Consider the following 22,038-nt stretch of genomic DNA (forward strand, 5'->3'; position numbering starts at 1 on the left):
AAGGTAATGGAAAAGCAATGAAAAAGTATTTAATATCTATAAGCATTTTACTTTCAATAGGGGCCTGTACGGATCCTTACGAAGTTGGAGAACCAGTTTTCAATGTCAGCACAGAAAAGCAAGCTTATGCCGTAGGTGAAAGAGTTAAATTTAATATAGAAGGAAGTCCGGATATGATCAACTTTTATTCCGGGAGCTTTGAAAACGATTACCTTTATCATGAGCAGGAACGTGTTTATGATATAATCCCTAGTTTGAGCTTCAGAGCAGCAAAATTTGCAGGCGATAATGAAGATTCCGCCGAATTATTGTATACCACAGATTTTGATGGGAACTATACTTATGAGAATGTGAAATCCGTAAACTGGATCAATATCTCGGACCGGTTCAACATTCCAGCCATCAACGGAACCGCTGCTGTTTTTTCAGATGGAGGTACTGCAAGTATCACTGACTTAGCGGAAAAAGGAAAACCAATCTATTTTGCATGGTATTGCAAAACAAATGCAGAATCCTCTCGCACAAGATTCCAGGTTCAAAATTTTAACGTCAATGGTGAAGTGCAGGGTAATAGTGAGCTTTCGGGCGTCTTGTATTCACAGGCCCAACTCGGTTTCAAGTGGGTTTTAAACGAGGCTGCCGCTACACAGGTTTCCAATGTGCCAAGTGTTACAAATTCCTTGATTTACTGGGATGGAGTATTTAACAATACAACAGGGCCTTTGAAAGAAGGATACGCAGTTAGCGGACCTGTCAATATCTCTGATCAGATGAATTTGGGTCTTGACAAGCCTCAGGTTATCAAGAGTATCCGCAATGAAAATATGACAGAGTATTTCTACACTTTCGATAAGCCAGGTGAATATGAAGTTGCTTTTGTGGGATACAACGTCAATTTCAAAGGGAAGAAAGAAACTGTCAGAAAAATAAAACTAACCATTCAATGATAGCACATACTAAAATTGATTTTATGAGAAATCTTATAACTCTTGTAAAAAGATATATACCGGTACTCTGTGCAGTTTTCATGCTTAGCTCATGTAATAAAGATCCGGAAGAACTAGTTGATCCCCCTAAGATCGATGTGGAAGATCCAACAGCTACGGTTCCCATGGCGTTCGACGTACAGCTGAAGGAAAATAAAACGTTCAAAGTAGGAGATACTGTTAAATTCGTCCTGAATGGTAATGCTAACATGATTAGTTTTTACTCAGGAACCGTTGGAAACGACTATGCCTATCACAATACTGAACGTTTCTATGATGTTAGAGCGAAACTTAGTTTTGAATCTAATAAAACTCCTGATAATAACACGATCGCTAATATCAACTGCGCCGAACTATTCTATTCAACAGATTTTAATGGCACTTATACCTATGAGAATATAAAGAATACCAACTGGAAGCCCATTACAAATCGTTTTGCCTTGCAAACTATCTTGCAAGCCACGTCTACCACTTATGCAGCTTCAGGAAACGTAGATATTTCGGATGTTTTTGCCGATGGAAGACCGGTTTATTTTGCCTGGCTTTGTAAGACGCAGGCGGCATCGAACCGGGTGCAGTTCAGGGTTCGTAACTTTACACTCAGCGGAGAGGTAGTCGAAGATAATACCTTATCCAAACAGCTTTTTTCACAAGGGCAGTTTGGCTTCCAATGGTATGAGAATGCTGCCTCTGCTGCCCAGGCTTCAAATAACAGACCTACCGTTACAAGCACTTTACTTACCTGGAACGGCGTTTTCAATAATCTGACGGGCCCATATAAAGAAGGTTATGCGGTTAGTGGTCCAATTGAGTTGCCTCAGTATAATGTAGGAAAAGATATGCCATCAATTCTTATTACAAAACAGAATAAGAGTGAATCGGAACATAAGTACGTTTACAACACCCCCGGAACCTATGAAGTAGTTTTTATAGCTGCCAATACACACGCCAATGAGCAGCCGGAAATTATTAAAAAACTGAATATTACTATTGAACCATAGAAATTTTTTTAGATAATCCTTTTAGATAATCCTGCTTATCATGACTAAATATAGACGTATTTTAGTTACCTTATTTCTCCTGGTTTATAGTCAAACGGTCTTTTGCCAGTTAGTCAATCCCTTTCCGGGAACCGTAGTTTTTGAGTCTAAGGATAACCCGATTCAAAAGAAAGTAGCCTCTCCCTCCATCGTTATATTGTCCAATGGCGATTATTTGGTTTCTCATGATTATGACAGGGGTACCAGCGTTCATGTATCTAAAAACCAGGGAAAAACATGGAAGCTGCTCTCCCGCGTCGCTCCTCTGATCTGGGCAACCATATTCGAGCACAAAGGTCTGGTGTACCTGATGGGAACAACAAAAGGCTGGGGAAATATTGTGATTTACAGATCAGAGGATAAGGGTAAAACCTGGTCTGTCCCCGTTGATGAGCATACCGGTATCCTGGCGAAAGGAATGTTCCACACAGGGCCTGTTCCGGTTGTAAAGCATAAAGGGAAGATATGGAGAGCTTACGAAGAGGCTTTTAATTCCGAAAACAGAAGAGATTTTCATGCTATGGCAATTTGTGCCGCTGAGGATGCGGACCTGCTTTCCGCGTCGAGCTGGAAGCGAACAAACAGCATACGCTTTGATGAAAAATGGATTAATGCTAAACGCCCGAACTGGTTAGAGGGAAATATAGTGGTCACACCCGAAGGGAAATTAATAGATTTTATGCGGTTGGAAACATGGGCAGGCAAAGGCGTCAAGTATGACATAGAAGGAGTCGCCGCCGGAAAACCCCGTAATGAGATAGCTGCTATTATCGATATAGACGAGAAGAATATGAAAATGGAGTTTAAGAATGAGCCTCGTAATTTCATCCATTTTCCCGGAGCTGAAACCAAGTTTACCATTCGGTATGACCCGGTTTCGAAACTGTATTGGACTATTACCAACAAAATATCTTCCTTCAGGAATACAGAGGAAACATATAATGGAAACTGGCATCAAAGAAACCTGATGGTGTTAATGAGTTCTAAGGATTTGCAAAACTGGGAGATAAGAAAAAAAATACTGCGGTACAATGAGGGTGCTCATTTGCGGACCTGGGATACCTTTGGTTTTCAGTATACCGATTGGGTATTTGACAACAAAGATATTGTCTTTGTCAGCCGGACTTCCTGGTACGGCTTTCGGTACCACGATGCCAATATGATCACGTTTAATCGTATAGAAGATTTTAGAAATGCCAGTATCGATGCAGAGCCCGAAGACTTAAAGGCATATACAAAACATCCGGACTTAATTGACATACCGGTTGAAAAATTAGCAAATCCTGCTTTTAGCCTGGGCGATTTTACGTTTAGCGTTAATATAGGTAATGGACTTAAACAGTCTTCTCCCGGAGTGTTTGAAATACTAAATTCTGAAAAAATAGCCAAAAACTTCACACAGACACTCAAGTTAGAAAGGTATTTTGATATAAAGTTTGCAGGCAATAAGATGAAGGCTTTTTCTTTGGAGACTTTAGATTATACGCCTGTCTCGAACGGAACTGACGTGAAATTAAAGTGGGAATATAGCATCGATGGTCAAAAATTCCTGCCCATTACAGACTATTACATCCCGGTAGAGAACAGACCAGGCAGCAGTAATCCGGAACCCCGGATGTTCTTACAGGTATACGAAGAATTAAACAAGATAGAAGGGGAGAAAGGAATAACCCTGCGCTGTCACATTATTAATATGCAGAATAAACCTGCATATTTAAAATTCAATAACAGTATCCAATTAGGAGGAAGAAAATCTTAAAATGCTTAACCTGTTGAAAGTAGCCAGAGCCTTTGGCGCTCTTACAATACCTCTGTGTATTGTAGCCACTGGCGTCTTAAAGGCTCAAACTTCCAGTTATACCTTAGCCCAATCTTATAACCTGGAAAGCGGCGGCCCCCTCATGAATGCCAGCGTCAATGGCTATGGTCGCATGGCGCTGCCGTTTTACAATGGTTTTATAATGGGTTTAGCATCAGTGACCAGCGATAAAAAGGACTTGTTCTTACAAGGAACCGACGGACATGGCCGGGGTTTTTACCTTTATTCCTATAAGAAATTATCTCCAAAGGGCGTGCCGGTCTTTGTTCAGCCTGTTAAGCTTACTGCTCCTTTTAAGGATGGCGGGGATAACCGCGGGGTGATCTTTCAAAATAATAAGAATAAAATATACTCTTTCTGGAAGTTTGGATCGACCTTAAGATGGGCTGATTTCGATAAAAAGACTTTGGCTTTCTCAGAACTCCATAAAATTAATGTCAAGGGGCTACCCAGGGGATTTACCAATTTTGGCCTTGTACAACTAAAGAATTCTAAATACCTGTTCCTTTTTACCGTACGTGAAGAAGGAGTGTTTTCGAATGGGGAGCAGTTTCCTAAAAAGATCACGTATACTGCCGAGGGCTTCTGGCCTTATGAATTGGCGAAATCGGGGATCTATGGAGCTGTAGTGGATAACCCGGAACAGGAGGAGATAAAGGCAGTTGAATTAACAGCTCTTAATCAGTCGCTGTTTAGTATCGACGGATATTCGCTGTACAGTGAACCGCAGGAGGACTTTGTTTTAACAGGGAGCCGGCTCGGAACACTATCTGCTTATAAATTGGATAACGAACGATTGTCGCCACGACGCTATCTTGTCGATAAGGAAGGAATTATTCTTAGAAATCCCAACGTTGGATCTTCAGTAGCTTATTTTTACGATTCCAGCGAAAACCAGGGACTGTTCACCCTGGGCGAAGGTGGAATATATTATTATAAAAACACCAGGAAAAAGGATGCTAAGGGTAACCTTATTTTTAATGATCCTGAGCATCTTCTTTCAGAACATACCCGCTTGCATGGAGGCTCATTAGTGGTGCCTAATGTAACAGATTGGGATGCTGATGGTAAGCTGGATCTCATCGCCGGAAATTCTATGGGCTTTATTTTTTTCTTTAAGAATATTGGAACGAATGAGAAACCTGCTTACATGGACCCCGAATACCTTAAAGCAGGTGATAAAATTATTCATATACAGCCAGGGTATCGCGAGGATATTCAAGGTCCGGGGGAGGCCCGTTGGGGATATACCTGTCCTACGGTTGCTGACTGGAACGCTGACGGTCTGCCGGATATTTTGATGGGAGACAGCAGAGGGAAGTTTATGGTTTTTCTAAACATAGGAACAAAAAACCAACCTAAACTGGATACGGAGCATACCCTTTACCTGGATGGAATGGATCTGTATGGAACCTGGCGTGTTAAGCCAGGGGTGGGGAAAATGGCTGATAAAATGGCTTATATCATTATGGACAGGGATGACCACTTTCATCTCTACTGGCAGATAGACAAATATAATCTTGAGGATAAAGGGAAGCTTACTATAGGAGACAGTATTCCTATCAGGGGAAATCGTTTAGGGGGAGGGACAGTAGGCCGTGGAAAGTTCGAAATTGTAGATTGGGATGAGGATGGTGTAAAAGATCTGTTAGTAGGCACTTACGGAAAACAATCCATTCCTGATACTATAAGCGGCCTGCCAGTTAACATGAAACCTAAAAGAGGATCAACGGTCTTGTTCCTGAGGAATTCGGGAACAGAACAAAGGCCGGTTTATGAGTATCCTAAAATACTGAAATTTAAGGGACAGAATATTTCATTGGGAGGGCATTCCTGCGCACCAGCTACTGCAAAGATTGGAGATAAAGGGGCATTAAATCTGGTGGTTGGTATCGAAACAGGTGCATTTATTTATTATAGCCGAAAAGACCTTTCCTGGTAAATAATCAGTAATAACCTTACATGTTAATATAGTATACAAAGCAGCGAAAAATCATAACAGATTCATTTAAGCATGAATTTACTTTTGTTGTAAACCGATCATAACTATTTAAAATTACAAAATGAACAAACGAGGCTTATCGTTTTTATGTAGCCTGATGGCAATATCAGGAAGTTTGTTTGCTAAAGTTTCCCTTCCATCCGTTTTTTCCGGGGGAATGGTCTTACAGCAGCAAGCCGAAGTTAAGTTATGGGGAACGTCTGATTCTAAGGGATCGGTTGCCATAACAACCTCATGGAATAATAAATCCTATACTGTAAAGCCCGCAGAGGATGGTTCATGGGCCATCAGGATCAAAACGCCTAACGCGGGCGGCCCCTATAGTATTTCCCTGAATGATGGGGAGATGCTTAGCCTCGGAGACGTACTGATCGGTGAAGTATGGCTGGCATCCGGACAATCAAATATGGAAATGCCATTAAAAGGCTTCAAAGACCAGCCCGTGGCAGGAGCAGAGAAGGCAGTAAAGGAATCAGAGAATTCGCAGATCAGGTTCTTTAACGTTCCAAATGTGAGCTGGAAAAAGCCGCTTTATGATTGTAAAGGGGCCTGGCTAAAGGCAAATCCTGCCAACACGCGGAATTTTAGCGCCGTAGCCTACTTCTATGCTAAGGAGCTTCAGGAAAAGCTAAAAGTACCTGTGGGGATAATAGAAGCAGACTGGGGAGGAACACTGGTGCAGGCCTGGATGAGTAAACAGGCTTTATCTGCTTTTCCCAACCAAATACCACAAGAGCAGGATGCAGCCAATGAGAACAAGAATATGCATACCGGCTTGTATAACGGAATGATCAGTCCCATTGCTGGTTATGGTATACGAGGTGCCATTTGGTACCAGGGGGAGCAAAATCGTCACGAGCCTCAATTGTATGCGCAGCTATTTCCCGCGATGGTAAAGCAATGGCGCAGTGATTGGGGGATAGGTGATTTTCCCTTCTATTATGCTCAGATAGCGCCTTATATATTTAAGAGAGAAGAGTTAACTCCTGCCTTATTGGAATTACAGCCTAAAGTTCCTTTTCTTCGCGAAGCACAATTAAAAGCAGAAAACGAAATTCCAAACTCCGGAATGGCAGTACTTACAGATATCGGTATTCAAAGCACTATTCATCCTCCCGAAAAAGAAGCTGTCGCAAAGCGCTTGTCTTATCAGGCATTGGCAAAGACCTATAAGTTTAAAAATATACCATTCTCCGGGCCTGTATATAAGAGAAGCGAAATAAAAGGCAACGCTTTGACGCTGCTTTTTGACCATTCAGACAATGGACTGGTATTGAAGAATAAAAGATCTATGAATTTTGAGCTGGCAGGAAATGATAAGGTGTTCTATCCTGCCAAAGTTTCGGTAGAGAAAGACCGGATCGTGCTCAGTTCGGATAAAGTGTCTAATCCCGTTGCCGCACGCTATGCTTTTAAAGCCTGGGTTGCTGGTGATCTGTTCAACAAGGACGGGCTGCCTGCCTCTTCCTTCAGGACAGATAACTGGGAAATAAACTAATTCAATACTATTTCAATTTTTCAAAGAAGCTGATGTATAATATTCATAGGCATAAAGATAAGGTCCGGGGTTTAGGTGTTTTTCTGGCAATGATCGTTTCCTTAACTGCGACAGCGCAAAAAAACGAAGACACAGATTTTAAAATTCTTAAGTACAACAATCCTGGTTTGGTAGTAGATCTGGGCGTAGGTTTATGGGCCTGGCCGCTCCCGATGGATTATGATAACGATGGAGATCTGGACCTGCTGGTATCCAGTCAGGGTAAACCCTTTAACGGCATCTATTTATTCGAAAACAAGACCGGAGGCACTAAGCCTGTATTCGCAAAACCTTTATGGCTGGGCAAATCCATAAAAGATATCCAAATATCCTTTATTGCCGATAAACCTCGTTTTACCGTTCCCGGCGCAGAACTGCTTAACTTTAAGCAAACTTTCGCCAAACAGAAGAAACCACTTTTTCCTGCCGATTCTATAATGAAAGATATCAAAGGCAGGAACCGCTTTAACCAATGGAAACTGGTAGATTATGATAACGATGGTGATGAAGATATCGCAGTGGGCGTTGATGACTGGATCGATTACGGTTGGGATAACGCTTATGATAAAAATGGAAATTGGACCAACGGACCGTTGCATGGATACGTCTATCTCATAGAGAATAAAAACGGGAAGTATGTGAATACCGGACGCATTAAAGCAGGAGGTGCTGATCTGGACGTCTATGGTGCGCCGACACCAAACTTTGCAGACTTCGACGGTGATGGAGACCTGGATTTGATCTGCGGCGAGTTCCTGGATAAGTTTAACTGGTTTGAAAACATTGGCACAAGAGAAAAACCAGTATATGCGAAAGGAAAACACCTGGCGAATTCCGCCGGCTTGGTTACAATGGATCTTGAAATGATCATCCCCGTGGCAATAGACTGGACCAAGGACGGCCATGTAGACCTGGTAGTGGGCGATGAAGACGGCAGGGTGGCTTTGGTTGAAAATACCGGGAAAGTGATCAAGGGTATGCCTCAGTTCCTGTCTCCGGTTTACTTCCAGCAGGAAGCCGACAATGTTAAATTCGGAGCGCTGGCAACACCTTACAGCGTCGACTGGGATACTGACGGCGATGAGGATATTATTTGCGGCAACTCAGCCGGATATATCTCTTTTATAGAAAATCTCGGGATGAACCAGGGGATGCCAAAATGGGCTGCACCAAAATTATTAAAAAGCGAGGGTAAGGTGATCCGGATCCAGGCCGGGAAAAATGCTTCCATACAAGGTCCGGCTGAAGCAAAATGGGGTTATACTACACTTTCGGTAGCAGATTGGGATGCCGACGGTCTGAAAGACATCATTGTAAATTCTATCTGGGGGAAAGTAGTCTGGTACAAAAACATAGGCACTAAAAATGCACCTAAATTAGGCAAGGAAGCACAGGTAAATGTTGATTGGGGCCAGGCCGGAATTCCTAAGCCATCCTGGAACTGGTGGGATCCTGAACCTAAAGCTCTGGTAACACAATGGCGTACTACCCCCTTTGCTATGGATTGGAACAAAGACGGCCTTACAGATTTGATCATGCTGGATACAGCAGGCTATCTGTCATATTTCGAACGCTTTAAAAAGGGGGCAGAATTGTTACTTAAACCCGGAGCAAGAATTTTTAAGGCGGAAAATGTTTCTGGCTTTAATCAAAAACATGTAATAACTGACAGTGTCCCTGGTTTCTTACGCCTGAACGATGGTAAATTTGGTCAAAGCGGACGGCGCAAGTTTTCGATTGCCGATTGGGATAACGATGGCAAACCCGATATATTGGTGAACAGTTTAAATGCTACGGTGATGAAAAATACCGGCACCGTTAATGGTTTGGTTCAGGTAAAAAATCAGCAGCCCCTTGCAAAAATGGTGCTCGCCGGACATGATACCAGTCCCACTGTGGTTGACTGGAATAAAGATGGTGTACCAGATCTTTTAGTTGGTGCCGAGGACGGGCATTTCTATTACCTCAATAATCCATCGTCAAAAAAAAAGTAAAGACGATGTCGAAGGAAATACAATTAACGTCCGGCAATAAAGGCCATTTTTTAAATACAGCACAAGTTTTTTCGCCTGATGGCCATTGGCTGGTGTATGATACCCGCAATGACGACTCAAAAATAGGGAGCACCCCAAGTATCGAAATGGTCAATGTACAAACCAGGGAGATATTCGAGCTGTATCGTACAAAAAATCAAACTGATTTTGGTCCGGGTGTAGGTGCTGTGAGTTTTTCACCAAATGCGGAAAGGGTGATTTTTATTCATGGAATACGGAACGCCGATAAGAACAGACCTTATGGATTTACCCGTCGTACCGGCGTAGCCATTGACATTAAGCACCCCGGGGTTCCCATTTTTATGGATGCCCGCGATATCACAGCACCCTTTAAGCTGGGAGCGCTCCGTGGCGGAACGCATGCCCATGCCTGGAGCGGGGATGGGCATTGGATCAGCTTCACTTATAATGATTATGTAATTGAACAATTGGCAAAGACAAATCCTGGTGTTTTAGATTTAAGAACAGTAGGCGTTATGTTTCCGGGAGCTGTAAAAGTTGATCCGCACCCTTCACTCGAGAATAATAGTGGCGGGATGTTTTCGGTTATCGTTACGGAGGTTACCGAAAACCCCCAATCTGGTACAGACGAGATCGATAAAGCTTTTGATGAAGGCTGGGTAGGCACAAACGGCTATCGTCGTTCTGATGGCAGCTGGCAGCAGAAGGCAATTGCCTTTCAGGGGAATGTGAGGGATGAAAACGGAAATACAAAAACCGAGCTTTTCGTAGTAGACTTGCCCGGTGACCTGAAGCAAGGTAAAGCTGGGAAAGCTTTGCAGGGAACCGCAAGCTCCCGGCCGGCTGTTCCTGCGGGTGTAAAGCAAAGACGGATTACCTTTTTGAAACACGGGGTTCTGGGACCACGACACTGGCTGCGTTCTACTCCAGATGGAGAACTGATCACCTTCCTTACCAAAGATGATTCCGGATTCGTCAACGTGTTTGGCGTATCGCCAAACGGAGGCGAGGCAAGGCAATTAAGTTTTCACAGACTTGATATTCAATCTGGAATCAATATTAGTCACGATGGAAAAAAGATGGCTTATGTAGCCGAAAATGCAATATATGTAACGGAGATCGACGGAGGTAGATCTCATAAACTAACGGATACTTTTACTGACTCAGACAAACCGGCTAGTTGTGTTAACTGGTCGCCTGATGATAAAACCCTGGCCTACAACCGGTATGTGAATGGTTTCCTGCAGATATTCTTACTGGAAAGTAATTATAAATAGTGCAGAAGCTGCACTATTTATTAAGATATTTTTTCCTGTATTCTACAGGAGTGCTTCCCATGATCTTTTTAAAATGCCGGTAAAAGTTAGAAGCATTATTAAATCCGCACTCCATACAAATAGCTTCAATGGTCATGTTGTCTTCTATGAGCATCCGGCAAACGTGGCTGATCCTTATTTCAGTCAGGAAGTCGTAATACGTTTTTTTAGACATCAGCTTAAAATACCGGCAAAACGACGTTACACTCAAGTTGCTTAATGAGGCAATTTCTTCAAGACTGATCTCTCTCTTATAGTTGGTAAGCGTATACGTACAAATTTTATTAAAGCGGTCTGTATCGGCGCGGTCCGACTGGTAAAACGCATGTTTAGAAGTGATGCTTTCGTATTCATCAGACTCCGCCAATGTACTCAGGATGGATAGGAGAATAGTAAGCCTGTTGAGGTTAACGGCGCTTAAAGCGCTCTCCATCAAATCAATGAGCTTTCTTTTAGTTTCGCCCTTGATCACCAGCCCCCGTTTAGCTTTTTCATAAAGTTTAGGTATTTGATAAGCTTCAGGTAATTGCAACAAATCGTTACCAAGACAATGTGGTAAAAAGTGTATCACTGTTGCTTCTACATTCAAGCCAGAGTCCGGCTTAAAGTATTGGTCCTTACATCTCCATGTATGTGGTAAGTTTTCACCAAGCAGGAGCATTTCGCCGGTGGAGAAATTGCTGATATTATCGCCAATAAAACGGACCCCTTCGCCTTTCTTTACAAAGTGTAATTCAAGTTCAGGGTGATAATGCCAGAGTGTTCCAAAATTTGCTAATACGTCATGCCTTATGCTGAAGGATGTCTCCAGCTTTAAAGGTACCTTATGAAAATGTGGTTTCATACCTCAATCAAATTTTAAACGAAATCCTCTTGTTCTTTAAAAACAGTTAGCAGCCAGAAACTAAATAGTCGTTTTAAGATCGCTTTATAATTGTGTGTAGTAAATTAAAGTAAAAAAAAGCTGATTTCGAAATTGTATGATAATATATAACATAAAGTGGCTAAAAACAGGTAGAGTTTTAAGGCTTGCGCTTTACATATTTGTGTAAGGGTAATTTGGATATTTCCGATATTATCAGCGACTAAGCTTTAATTTCTTATATAAACCTATAACAATATGACCAGTTCTAAAGAGAAACAAGTTTTTTTGGTATGCAATGGGGATCTACGTTTATCAGCAAATTTAAGTTGCTGGGAAGCCCAGGCAGAGATGGAGAGCCAGTTAACCAGGGCTCTGGAAGCGGAGGGATGGACGGTAAAGAGGGCACACGCCTACGACGAGAAAAAAAAACATGGATTTATTGACTCCCAGCGTATGGGGATAGAAGTCTTTAAAAAGATAGATCCAAATACACCGGTAATAGTGGCCGAAAGTGTATGGCAGTATAGTCATCACGTACTGGCCGGATTGATCACCCATAAAGCCCCGATCCTTATTGTGGCTAACTGGAGCGGACAATTTCCAGGCCTGGTAGGCATGCTAAACTTAACGGGTTCATTAACCAAAGCTAATGTTAAATACAGTGCCCTGTGGAGCGAAGATTTTACAGATGAGTTTTTTGTGGAAGGATTGAGAGAATGGTTAAGAAGCGGGGAGATCAATCATGAAACCTCACATGTGAAATCGCTTCAGTCAATCACTCTTCCGGAGGAAGATGAACGCAAAGGAAGAGATTTTGCCAAAAGACTGCGTGATAATAAAGCTATAATGGGTGTTTTTGATGAAGGGTGTATGGGGATGTTCAACGCGATAGTTCCTGACGACCTTTTGCATGCCACCGGGATATTCAAAGAGCGTTTAAGTCAATCGACACTTTACGCCAAAATGCTGGAGGTAAAGGATGAGGAGGCGGAAAAAGTTCTTCAATGGCTTCTTGATAAAGGAATGAAGTTTGATTGGGGAACCGATGAGGCTACTCAGCTTACACGCAGTCAAACCCTTACACAATGCAAGATGTATATTGCAGCCCTGCGCCTGGCAGACGAGTTTGGTTGTGATACCATAGGCATTCAGTATCAGCAAGGCTTAAAAGACCTGACACCGGCAAGCGACCTGGTAGAGGGCCTGTTAAATAACCAGGACCGGCCACCTGCGTATTCAGAAGATGGCAGAGAGCTGTTTCCGGGAGAAGCATTACCGCATTTTAATGAAGTAGACGAATGTGCAGGCATTGATGCCTTGCTAACCTATAAATTATGGAAAGAATTGGGCATGCCTGCCGAAAATACGCTCCATGACCTGCGCTGGGGACAGCATTTTAAAGGCGACGGAATTGATGATTTCGTTTGGGTGTTCCTTATCTCTGGAGCTGTACCTCCGGCTCATTTTGAAGGAGGTTACGCCGGAGCCGACAGTATCCGCCAGCCTGCTATGTTCTTCCGCAAGGGAGGAGGTACGCTTAGAGGAATAAGCAAACCGGGAAACCTGGTATGGAGCCGCATTTTTATCATGGATAATCAACTGCATTGTGATATAGGTGTTGGCAAGTCTGTGGCATTGCCGGAAGAAGAAACCCAGAGACGCTGGCAATCAACCAACCCGCAATGGCCGATCATGCATGCAACGCTGGATGGAGTAAGCAGGGATCAGATGATGGCCCGTCATAAAGCAAATCATATTCATGTGGTTTATGCAGATAACGAAGCTGCGGCTCATCAGGCCTGCCGCATTAAAGCGGCTGCATTAGCCGAGCTTGGTATACAGGTTCATTTCTGCGGCGATGTGGATTATGAAGGAAAGCAATCAGCTTAATAACCGCTCCCGAACAGATAAGACAGATGGAACAGAAATATGTAATTGGCCTTGACTATGGTACCGATTCTGTAAGAGCCTTATTAGTTGATGCTTTAAGCGGAAAAGAACTGGGTTCAGCAGTGCATTACTACACCAGGTGGAAGGAGGGTAAGTATTGCGACCCTCAATCTTCTCAATTCAGGCAGCATCCCCTCGATTACATCGAAGGGATGGAACGGACGATTACAGAAGTGCTGGGTAATTTTCCTGCCGATGTGCGTGAAAATATAAAACAAAACATAAAAGCTATTTCTATTGACACTACCGGTTCAACGCCGGTAGCTGTTGATGAAAGGGGAGTTCCGCTTGCTTTACTTCCGGAGTTTTCCGAGAATCCTAATGCAATGTTTGTGTTATGGAAAGACCATACGGCAGTAAAAGAAGCCAGAGAAATCAATGAGCTTTCCCACAAATGGAAGACTGATTTTACAAAGTACTCCGGCGGTACGTATTCTACGGAATGGTTCTGGTCTAAGATGCTCCATATTTTGCGGGAAGACGAACAGGTACGGGCCCGTGCATTCTCCTGGCTGGAACATTGCGACTGGATGCCTGCATTATTAACAGGCAATACCAATCCATTGCAAATAAGAAGAAGCCGCTGCGCTGCGGGGCATAAAGCCATGTGGCATAAAGAATTCGGCGGCCTGCCGTCGCAGGAGTTTCTCACTGCCCTCGATCCCTTACTGGAAGGAATCCGCGAAAGATTATACCAGGAGACCTTTACTTCAGATCAGGCAGCGGGAATCATTTCCAGCGAATGGGCCATGAAACTCGGACTTCCTGAGGATGTGGTAATTGGGGTAGGAGCACTGGATGCACATTTCGGTGCGGTCGGTGCCGCAATTGAACCCTATACCCTGGTTAAAGTGATCGGAACCTCAACATGCGATATGCTGACTGTTCCTCTAGATAACAGTGGGGATAAATTGGGGGATGGTTTGGTTGATAAACTGGAGGATAAATTGATCCAAGGCATTTGCGGGCAGGTAGACGGATCTATCGTACCCGGAATGTTAGGCATGGAAGCGGGCCAGTCTGCTTTTGGGGACTTCTATGGATGGTTCCAGCAAATCTTATCCTTCCCTTTGAAAGAGATCGCTTCAGATGTCATCTCTGAAGAGGAGATAGAAAGAATCATGGAAGGGATCTTACCGGCATTGTCTGTCAAAGCCTCTCAACTACCCGTCAGTGTGGACGACGAAGTTGCATTAGACTGGATCAATGGACGCCGCACTCCTGATGCCAACCAGGAAGTAAAAGGTATCCTTTCTGCCCTTACCCTGGCTTCCTCCGCAGCCTCTTTGTTTAAAGCAATGGTAGAAGCCACGGCTTTTGGCTCCAAAGCAATTGTTAAGCGCTTTGAACAGGAGCAGGTGCCTATCAGGCAGGTAATTGCCCTCGGAGGGATAGCAAAGAAATCGCCCTATGTGATGCAAACGCTCGCCAGCGTATTAAACGTACCGATTGCGGTAGCTAGCAGCGACCAGGTTTGTGCCCTGGGAGCCGCGATGTTTGCCTCGGTGGTTGCCGGAATTTATCCGGACATAGAAACTGCAATACAAGCAATATCATCCGGTTTCGATCAAACTTATTACCCTGATAAGGAGAAGGTCGTTGTGTATCAGCAGTTGTATAACAAGTATGAAAAATTAGGTGCATTTGCCGAAGCAATGGTGCAAGTTAATGGCTGAAGCAACCAATTAGGCGGTTTAAAAAAACTCATTTCAAACTGATTTGTCATTCTAAATCAGTTTTTTGTTTTTTAGCTCCACTTATGAAATACTCACCCTGTCCTGGTTTAATACTATTATTCCTGGCACTATGCATAGCGAAATGCTCTTATTCTCAGAATAAAGTGTCGTCGGGATCCCCTGTTCATATCACTGAGGAAGGGAAACTCATATATAATGCATCAGAGAATGGCGATCGTGTACCTGATTACTCCTATTGCGGTTACAAAAACTCAAACGAAAGTATTCCAAACATACCGGTAAAAGTAATCGTTCCTGCTGCTCAGGGGGATGCAACCAGCAAAATACAGGCGGCAATTGACTATGTTTCATCATTACCAATAAATAAGCAGGGATTCCGTGGTACTGTATTAATTGAAAGCGGAACTTATGAGATAGCAGGCTCGCTGCACATCAGGAAAAGCGGAGTGGTACTGCGTGGTAGCGGCACAGGCAAGGACGGTACCACTTTGCTTGCTACGGGCGTCGACCGGGAAACCCTGATCAAAGTGGTAGGGCAAAACGATAAAAAATTAGAAAAGCCGGTTCCGCTACAGAGTGTTTATTTTCCTGTCAATAGCAGCCAACTAATATTTGGGGAATCCCATCAGTTTAAAGTGGGTGATGAAGTGGTCATAAACCGCCCGTCTACAAAAGAGTGGATCCAAAACATAGGTGCCGATAAGATTGGAACCTATGTAAACTATCACCTGACTCATTGGGCGCCGGGCGACTTTGACCAGAATTGGCTTAGAAAGGTGGTCGCTGTAAGCCCCAGATCCATTACGTTGAACATTCCATTAACGAATTCCCTGGATCCTTTATATGGCGGCGGGAAAGTGTCAAAATATCAATGGAAGGGGCGTATAAACAATGTTGGGGTGGAAAATCTCAGGTGTGTATCGACTTTTGACCATTCAAATGAGAAAGACGAAAATCACCGCTGGATGGCAATAAGCGTTGAAAATGTAAGGGATGCCTGGGTTCGAAGGGTAACAGCGGAGCATTTTGTTAGTTCTGCAGTTGCAATATGGGAAACGGCTAGTGCAGTGACTGTTGAAGACTGCAAATCATTGGCACCGGTAGGGGAGATTGGGAATCACCGGCGTTTTTCGTTCCATAACCTGGGGCAGCAGGTTTTGTTTCAAAGATGCTATGCAGAATTTGGTTATCATGATTTCTCCGTAGGATTTACTGCTCCCGGTCCGAATGCATTTGTTCAATGTTATTCATACCTCCCATTCAGTTTTAGTGGCACCATTGGCGGCTGGTCTACAGGTGTGCTATTTGATAAAACAACGGTAGATGGGGGAAATATCTTTCTGGATTTCCGTGATGTTGACGGACAAGGTGGGGGCTGGACTACAGCTAATTCTCTCAGCTGGCAATCACGTGCAGCAAAGCTTTATGTATCAAAACCTCCCCAAGCGCAAAACTGGGCCTATGGATCCTGGGCGCAGGGATATGGGAATGGATTTCATGAAAGACCACATAGCTTTCTGAAGCCTGAAAGTTTCTATTATGCACAGCTGGAAGCAAGAACCGGAAAGAAATCAGTTGAACAGGAGAAGATCCTGGTGTACGAATCAAGTGGCACCTCTGCGCCGAGCCCTGATGTAACTGCAAAATATAGCGAGCGTTCAAAATCTCCCGACCAAACTATGGAGACCTGGATTGATACTTTAATAGCCCGGCATCCGATCCCGTCTGACCTCAGGGGTGCAAAAAAGCTTGCACAAATCAAGGCAGCGGATAAAGAACAGTTTGTAGGTCCGGTTCCATCAATCGAAATTTTAAATGGCTGGATCTTACGGGACAAAGAGGTATTAACGGGTAGGAAAAGCAGAACCTCCTTATGGAAAGGAACTACACGTCCCTCTGATTTAGCCGATGCAAATATGAACTTGCTGCGTTTTGTTCCAGGCCGTACGGGAAAAGGACTGACTGATGATCTGGATTCGGTTGTAAGCATGATGCAGAAAAACAATATTGTTTCATTGCAAAGCTTTCCGGCATTATGGTATGAGAGAAGAAGGGACGATCATGCAAGGAGCCGCCGTGCTGATGCCGATGTTTGGTCGCCATTTTACGAGCAGCCTTTTAGCCGTAGTGGCCAGGGAGAAGCATTTGACCGCTTAAGCAAATACGACCTGACGAAATGGAATCCATGGTATTGGCTTCGTTTAAAGAAGTTTGCCGATCTGGCCGATCAAAACGGGCTGGTATTTATTGAGGAGCATTATTTGCAGCATAATATTATTGAGGAGGGAGCACATTGGGCAGATTATCCCTGGAGAACAGCCAACAATATCAACAACACAGGCTTTGCAGAAAACCCAGCCTATGCAGGCGACAAACGCATTTATATGGGAGTGGAGTTTTATGATACTACGAACGTGGTGAGGAATCGTTTGCATCGAAATTATATCCGCAAGTGCCTTGAAAATTTCAAAGACAACAAAAATATAATTCATCACCTCGGCCTGGAATATACCGGCCCCGTTCACTTTGTACAGTTTTGGCTGGACGTAATTTCCGAATGGGAAAGAGAGCACAAGAAACGTGTGCTGGTGATGCTGCCGGGAACTAAGGATGTTCAGGATGCAATTCTTTCCGATCCTGTTCGCTCCCGGATAGTTGACATTGTGGAGGTGATCCAATGGCATTACCGGAAAGATGGAAGTTTGTATGCCCCCGCCGGAGGACAAAGCTTAACTGAACGCCAGTATGCCCGGATTTTTGATGTGGGTGAGTCTTCAATGGATCAGGTGTATAGAGCTGTAAAAGAATTTCACTTAAAATACCCTGAGAAGGCGATTGTATATTCCCGTGGGGGAGGACAATATGCTAACTGGGCTTCTTTTATGGGCGGAGGATCATTGACTTCAGTGCCGGTAAAGGATAAATCCTTCCTGAAGGCAGCAGCGGAGATGGATATAACTACCTTAAACGGGCAGGTTTCCAGTGACTATGTCCTGGGTAAGAAAGGTAAAGGATATATTCTTGTTTCTAAAGAAATGGAGTTAAAGCTTACCCTGCCAACAGATGAAGGTACTTACCAGTTAAACTGGATTAACGCTTCTACAGGGGAAATAATCCGTACAAAGAAGCAGGTATCAAAATATATAGAATTGCAGGCGCCTTTCAAAGGTCCGGCAGTACTTTGGTTGAGTAAGTAAGTAAAAAAAGACAAGCTCCTGTATAACTAATATATAATTTATTATGGTGGTTTTTCTTACCAAAATTTTAGTTATGTTCTTAAGCATGTCGATCTACCGGCAAACTAAAAATAAAGGTACTTCCCTTTCCCTCCTCGCTGCAGACATTAATACTCCCTTTATGTAGTTTTATAATCTCTGCGCAAAGGTAAAGTCCGATCCCGAAACCTGAGATGTGCTTGTTCTTTTGTTCTTCTATGCGATAAAAGCGCTTGAAAATTTTGTCAATATATTCGGGCTTAATTCCGATCCCTTCATCTTTAATTTTTATCTCTGACAGCCCTCCAGAAACCTCGGAGCTGATTTCAACCCTGCTGCCCTCTCTGGAATATTTAACAGCATTGCTCAGCAGGTTGATTAATACCTGGCCCAGCTTATCCCGGTCGCCGGAAATTGTTACAGGTGTTGGGGTCAGATTGAGAATGATCTCATGACTGCGATTAATCAGGAGCAGTTCTTCCCGCGTTTCTTGAACCAGTTCGTTAAGATCGAACAGAGAATTGTTTAAGTAGATCTTTCCTTCTTCAAAACGGGCTACATCAAGAAAGCCTTGTATTAAGCGATGCATTCTTCCAACCTGCACCAGCGATTTTTCAATCGAACTGGAAGTGAAAAGATCATTTTGTTTTTTGGAGTTCCGGTTTAAAACCTGGAGGTGTGCATTCAGCGAAGTAAGAGGTGTTTTAAGTTCATGGCTGACCATGCTGATAAAATCATTCTTCAGCTGTTCACTGTGCTTTTGCTCTGTAATGTCGTTAAAGACTACAGCTACCTGGCGAGTGCTTTGATCTCCGATGCGCGTGGAAAAAACCGACATCCAGCGGTTTAGAGGTTCAGAATACCGTTCAATACGCACAGGTTTGCCTGTTTGAACCAGTTCGTCATAAGCCTTCAGCCAGAAGGAATCAACACTTCCTAAAAGTTCGATCAATGATTTTCCTTCAACGGATGCCATGCCGGAATGCGATTCAAAAGCCGGATTAGCAAGCAGGTAGCGGAGATCTACAGCTACATTATCCTTGTATAAAACTTCAATCACGCAAAAGCCCTCGTCAATGCTATTGAACAAGGTGCGGAATTTTTCTTCCGATTCGCGGAGGTTTCTTTCTGCAGAGGCCCTCTGTACGGCAGCCCAGGTACGTTCTGCAACATCTTGCACTAACAGTTTTTCTTCCTCAGTCCATTGCCGTGCTTCATGATGGTGTACATACAGCGCGGCCACCAAGCGCCCTTGTTTGATCAGGGAGGCCGTGATGACCGACCTGAATTGGAGGGCTTGAAAGGCTGCCTGCATAGCTGGAGAAGCCGTACGCGGATCCTCAAGCATGTCGTCGATAACTAGTGCTGTACCCGAACGGAGGGATTGAAGAACATCCGGCCCAAAGCCCGCGAGGTCATGAGTGCCATGATAAGGAGGTACCGTTCCGTCTGTCCAGCTGTATTCAGTAGTAAAATAACGCTGTTCGTTTTGCTCCACTTCTCCATAACCCACGCGGCTGATCTGCAGATATTCACCCAGTATTCTTGAAGCTTCAGTCTGAATAGAGGGGGCATCTGCCAGGGGTCTCAGAGTGTCGCTTAACCTTAAAAGAAATGCATGTCTTCTTTCGGCTTCTTCAAGCTTAAACCGTCTTGTAACCTGTTCTGTAATATCTTCAGCAGTGATCAGTAACCGGAGATCGCCGCTTGCTAATCGAAAACGTTTCAGGGAATAACTCAGGTGCTTTTCAACAGCTTTTCCATCCACCAAAACGGATATCTTTGTTTCATGCGTTTGAGAAGATGGGGCACATGTTCGGGAATCTTCCAACACATCAAAATGCTGAGCTATATGGGGGTAAACTTCTTTTAATGATGTCTCAGGCTTAAGATCTTTCCAGCCCCACAGGCCAAGCATAGACCCATTTGCAGCGGTAATAAAAAACCCGGCACCGCTTGCTACACAAGCCGGTATTGGAAGAACCTCAACTAATGATTGTTCTGACTCAAAAATGCTCTTCATCAAGCCTCAAAAATAGGAGATTAAAAGCATATTTTAATGAAGGAGGTTGAAATGAAATGCAGGAAAAAAACGCTGATATCCTACACCCAGCTGGATTACTCAACGATCTTAATAACCGCATTCGTCAGGTCATCATTGATCGGGATCTGGCAAGATAGACGAACCTTCGCTGAGCCGGTATGTTGTTTTGATAAGGTGGTAAACTCATTCCTTTCCATTGGCAACGCCTCAATTTCCGAGCCTGAAATTTCTACCATACAGGTTGCGCATCTCCCTATACCACCGCATTGTCCGAAATCCTCCAGGCTTAGCTGGTCATTAATCAAAGCCCGTAAGTCGCGGTATTCACCCCAGAAGGTTTTTAGATGATACTCCTCACCGGCATAAAGAATGCTGAACACAATTGGATTCCTGGGATACGACATTCCTCCAAACTTAAATAATACAAAAGATAATTTACCAATCACTGAATAATTTGCTCGATTCTACGTTGATTATAAATATATGCTTGATCTGTTTGAGAAAATCATCCGGTGTAATCTTTGCCAGAATTTCTTAGCATTTGAACCAAGACCGGTGGTTCAGCTTAATGCATCTTCCAGGGTAATCATCATCGGTCAGGCTCCGGGCAGAAAAGTTCATGAAACCGGAATACCATGGAATGATGCCAGTGGAAAAACCTTAAGATCCTGGCTGGGCATTACCGAAACCGAATTTTATGATCCGCAATTATTTTCAATCATGCCCATGGGTTTTTGTTATCCCGGCAAAGGAATCTCCGGAGATCTCGCTCCGAGGAGGGAGTGCGCACCTCTGTGGCACCCGCAGATCTTGGAACACTTTGAATCTAAACCCTTAATCTTACTGATCGGACAATATGCCCAGCGTTATTATCTCAGGGAAAAGTACAGGAACGGCCTGACCGAAACCGTAAAGCATTATGCAGACTATCTTCCGCAATACTTTCCATTGCCTCACCCATCTCCCCGCAATCAAAACTGGCTGAAGGTAAATCCATGGTTTGCGGAGGAAGTGATCCCTGCTCTCCAAACTACTATACAGTCTTCCTTATCCAAGCCCTGATACCACCCTCGCTATAATCCGAATGTCATCTATTTCGATTTATTGGAATATCGGGAAAAACCGATATATCTTTGTTGCATGGATCAGGTTGAAATATTTAAAGCACTTTCAAATAAAACAAGATTACAGATCCTTTTCTGGCTTAAAGATCCCGAAAACAACTTTCCGGACCAGGAAGAGTATGGTTTCAGCAACGGTGTATGTGTAGGGCAAATTCAAAAGAAGGCCGGTCTTACGCAATCCACGGTTTCTGAATATTTGTCCCTTGTCTCGTCCTAATTAGGCTATACAGGTTAGGGGATTAATAGTAATTGAGCTATACAGCTTGATTTGTTATTTCTAAAGTAGCTATACAGGGACAATTTGTTAATTGCAATTAAACTATACAAGTATTTTTTTAATTTTATAATTACGTTTTTTCCATCTCTTTTTGAGCGGGCCTGTTTGCCTGTGCGCCATCTCAGGAGTTAGGAAGTCGCAACTGCTGTGG

At 43.6% G+C, this 22,038-nt stretch carries 14 protein-coding genes and 1 pseudogene; 12 read left to right on the plus strand and 3 right to left on the minus strand.

Features of this window, described 5'->3' with window-relative positions; translation table 11 throughout:
• Positions 1–17 precede the first annotated feature (17 nt).
• The 7 genes from J3P37_RS04765 to J3P37_RS04795 all read left to right on the plus strand — a co-directional run bounded on the left by J3P37_RS04765 (position 18) and on the right by J3P37_RS04795 (position 10,676).
• A complete protein-coding gene (locus J3P37_RS04765; RefSeq protein WP_256009866.1) occupies positions 18–947 on the plus strand; it encodes a DUF5017 domain-containing protein in 930 nt (309 codons plus the stop codon).
• Between the two features lie 23 nt (positions 948–970).
• Positions 971–1,987, plus strand: coding sequence for a DUF5017 domain-containing protein (locus J3P37_RS04770; RefSeq protein WP_256009867.1), 1,017 nt, complete (start codon positions 971–973; stop codon positions 1,985–1,987).
• Positions 1,988–2,027: 40 nt separating this feature from the next.
• Positions 2,028–3,785 (plus strand): sialidase family protein, encoded by a 1,758-nt coding sequence (locus J3P37_RS04775; RefSeq protein WP_256009868.1) that lies wholly within the window; start codon positions 2,028–2,030, stop codon positions 3,783–3,785.
• A 1-nt stretch (position 3,786) separates the two neighbouring features.
• Entirely contained in the window at positions 3,787–5,787 is a 2,001-nt protein-coding gene (locus J3P37_RS04780) for an FG-GAP repeat domain-containing protein (RefSeq protein ID WP_256009869.1), read from the plus strand.
• A 121-nt stretch (positions 5,788–5,908) separates the two neighbouring features.
• A complete protein-coding gene (locus J3P37_RS04785) occupies positions 5,909–7,345 on the plus strand; it encodes a sialate O-acetylesterase (RefSeq protein WP_256009870.1) in 1,437 nt (478 codons plus the stop codon).
• A 32-nt stretch (positions 7,346–7,377) separates the two neighbouring features.
• Complete coding sequence (locus J3P37_RS04790; RefSeq protein WP_256009871.1) at positions 7,378–9,378, plus strand: FG-GAP repeat domain-containing protein; 2,001 nt, start codon at positions 7,378–7,380, stop codon at positions 9,376–9,378.
• A 5-nt stretch (positions 9,379–9,383) separates the two neighbouring features.
• Positions 9,384–10,676, plus strand: a complete 1,293-nt coding sequence (locus tag J3P37_RS04795; RefSeq protein ID WP_256009872.1) for a DUF3748 domain-containing protein — start codon at positions 9,384–9,386, stop codon at positions 10,674–10,676.
• Between the two features lie 13 nt (positions 10,677–10,689).
• On the opposite strand, the gene J3P37_RS04800 is transcribed toward J3P37_RS04795, so the two are convergent.
• Entirely contained in the window at positions 10,690–11,559 is an 870-nt protein-coding gene (locus tag J3P37_RS04800; protein WP_256009873.1) for an AraC family transcriptional regulator, read from the minus strand.
• 276 nt (positions 11,560–11,835) lie between these two features.
• Here J3P37_RS04800 and J3P37_RS04805 point away from each other — a divergent pair, with 276 nt between their 5' ends.
• The 3 genes from J3P37_RS04805 (at position 11,836) to J3P37_RS04815 (ending at position 18,424) form a co-directional block, all read left to right on the plus strand.
• A complete protein-coding gene (locus J3P37_RS04805) occupies positions 11,836–13,470 on the plus strand; it encodes a fucose isomerase (RefSeq protein WP_256009874.1) in 1,635 nt (544 codons plus the stop codon).
• A gap of 26 nt (positions 13,471–13,496) precedes the next feature.
• Complete coding sequence (locus tag J3P37_RS04810) at positions 13,497–15,206, plus strand: ribulokinase (protein WP_256009875.1); 1,710 nt, start codon at positions 13,497–13,499, stop codon at positions 15,204–15,206.
• Positions 15,207–15,289: 83 nt separating this feature from the next.
• Complete coding sequence (locus J3P37_RS04815; protein ID WP_256009876.1) at positions 15,290–18,424, plus strand: DUF6298 domain-containing protein; 3,135 nt, start codon at positions 15,290–15,292, stop codon at positions 18,422–18,424.
• Between the two features lie 79 nt (positions 18,425–18,503).
• Here J3P37_RS04815 and J3P37_RS04820 read toward each other — a convergent pair whose 3' ends face one another.
• Positions 18,504–20,465, minus strand: a complete 1,962-nt coding sequence (locus J3P37_RS04820) for an ATP-binding protein (RefSeq protein WP_256009877.1) — start codon at positions 20,463–20,465, stop codon at positions 18,504–18,506.
• A gap of 95 nt (positions 20,466–20,560) precedes the next feature.
• Positions 20,561–20,890, minus strand: coding sequence for a 2Fe-2S iron-sulfur cluster-binding protein (locus J3P37_RS04825; RefSeq protein WP_256009878.1), 330 nt, complete (start codon positions 20,888–20,890; stop codon positions 20,561–20,563).
• A 79-nt stretch (positions 20,891–20,969) separates the two neighbouring features.
• Between J3P37_RS04825 and J3P37_RS04830 the strand changes: the two genes are divergently transcribed.
• Both J3P37_RS04830 and J3P37_RS04835 read left to right on the plus strand, forming a co-directional pair.
• Positions 20,970–21,548 (plus strand): uracil-DNA glycosylase family protein, encoded by a 579-nt coding sequence (locus J3P37_RS04830; protein ID WP_256009879.1) that lies wholly within the window; start codon positions 20,970–20,972, stop codon positions 21,546–21,548.
• A 78-nt stretch (positions 21,549–21,626) separates the two neighbouring features.
• Positions 21,627–21,818 (plus strand): annotated as a pseudogene (locus tag J3P37_RS04835) (ArsR/SmtB family transcription factor); the annotation flags it as partial.
• Between the last annotated feature and the right edge of the window lie 220 nt (positions 21,819–22,038).

This window comes from Desertivirga xinjiangensis (assembly GCF_024436435.1).
In the GTDB taxonomy this organism is placed as follows: Bacteria; Bacteroidota; Bacteroidia; order Sphingobacteriales; family Sphingobacteriaceae; genus Desertivirga; species Desertivirga xinjiangensis.

Excerpts from the sequence above, each read along its gene's own strand:
- J3P37_RS04785 (WP_256009870.1), top strand. The coding sequence starts at position 5,909 with ATGAACAAACGAGGCTTATCGTTTTTATGTAGCCTGATGGCAATATCA.
- J3P37_RS04805 (WP_256009874.1), top strand. The coding sequence starts at position 11,836 with ATGACCAGTTCTAAAGAGAAACAAGTTTTTTTGGTATGCAATGGGGAT.
- J3P37_RS04775 (WP_256009868.1), top strand. The coding sequence starts at position 2,028 with ATGACTAAATATAGACGTATTTTAGTTACCTTATTTCTCCTGGTTTAT.
- J3P37_RS04810 (WP_256009875.1), top strand. The coding sequence starts at position 13,497 with ATGGAACAGAAATATGTAATTGGCCTTGACTATGGTACCGATTCTGTA.
- J3P37_RS04780 (WP_256009869.1), top strand. The coding sequence starts at position 3,787 with ATGCTTAACCTGTTGAAAGTAGCCAGAGCCTTTGGCGCTCTTACAATA.
- J3P37_RS04790 (WP_256009871.1), top strand. The coding sequence starts at position 7,378 with ATGTATAATATTCATAGGCATAAAGATAAGGTCCGGGGTTTAGGTGTT.
- J3P37_RS04795 (WP_256009872.1), top strand. The coding sequence starts at position 9,384 with ATGTCGAAGGAAATACAATTAACGTCCGGCAATAAAGGCCATTTTTTA.
- J3P37_RS04765 (WP_256009866.1), top strand. The coding sequence starts at position 18 with ATGAAAAAGTATTTAATATCTATAAGCATTTTACTTTCAATAGGGGCC.
- J3P37_RS04820 (WP_256009877.1), bottom strand. The coding sequence starts at position 20,465 with ATGAAGAGCATTTTTGAGTCAGAACAATCATTAGTTGAGGTTCTTCCA.
- J3P37_RS04770 (WP_256009867.1), top strand. The coding sequence starts at position 971 with ATGAGAAATCTTATAACTCTTGTAAAAAGATATATACCGGTACTCTGT.
- J3P37_RS04830 (WP_256009879.1), top strand. The coding sequence starts at position 20,970 with ATGCTTGATCTGTTTGAGAAAATCATCCGGTGTAATCTTTGCCAGAAT.
- J3P37_RS04825 (WP_256009878.1), bottom strand. The coding sequence starts at position 20,890 with ATGTCGTATCCCAGGAATCCAATTGTGTTCAGCATTCTTTATGCCGGT.
- J3P37_RS04800 (WP_256009873.1), bottom strand. The coding sequence starts at position 11,559 with ATGAAACCACATTTTCATAAGGTACCTTTAAAGCTGGAGACATCCTTC.
- J3P37_RS04815 (WP_256009876.1), top strand. The coding sequence starts at position 15,290 with ATGAAATACTCACCCTGTCCTGGTTTAATACTATTATTCCTGGCACTA.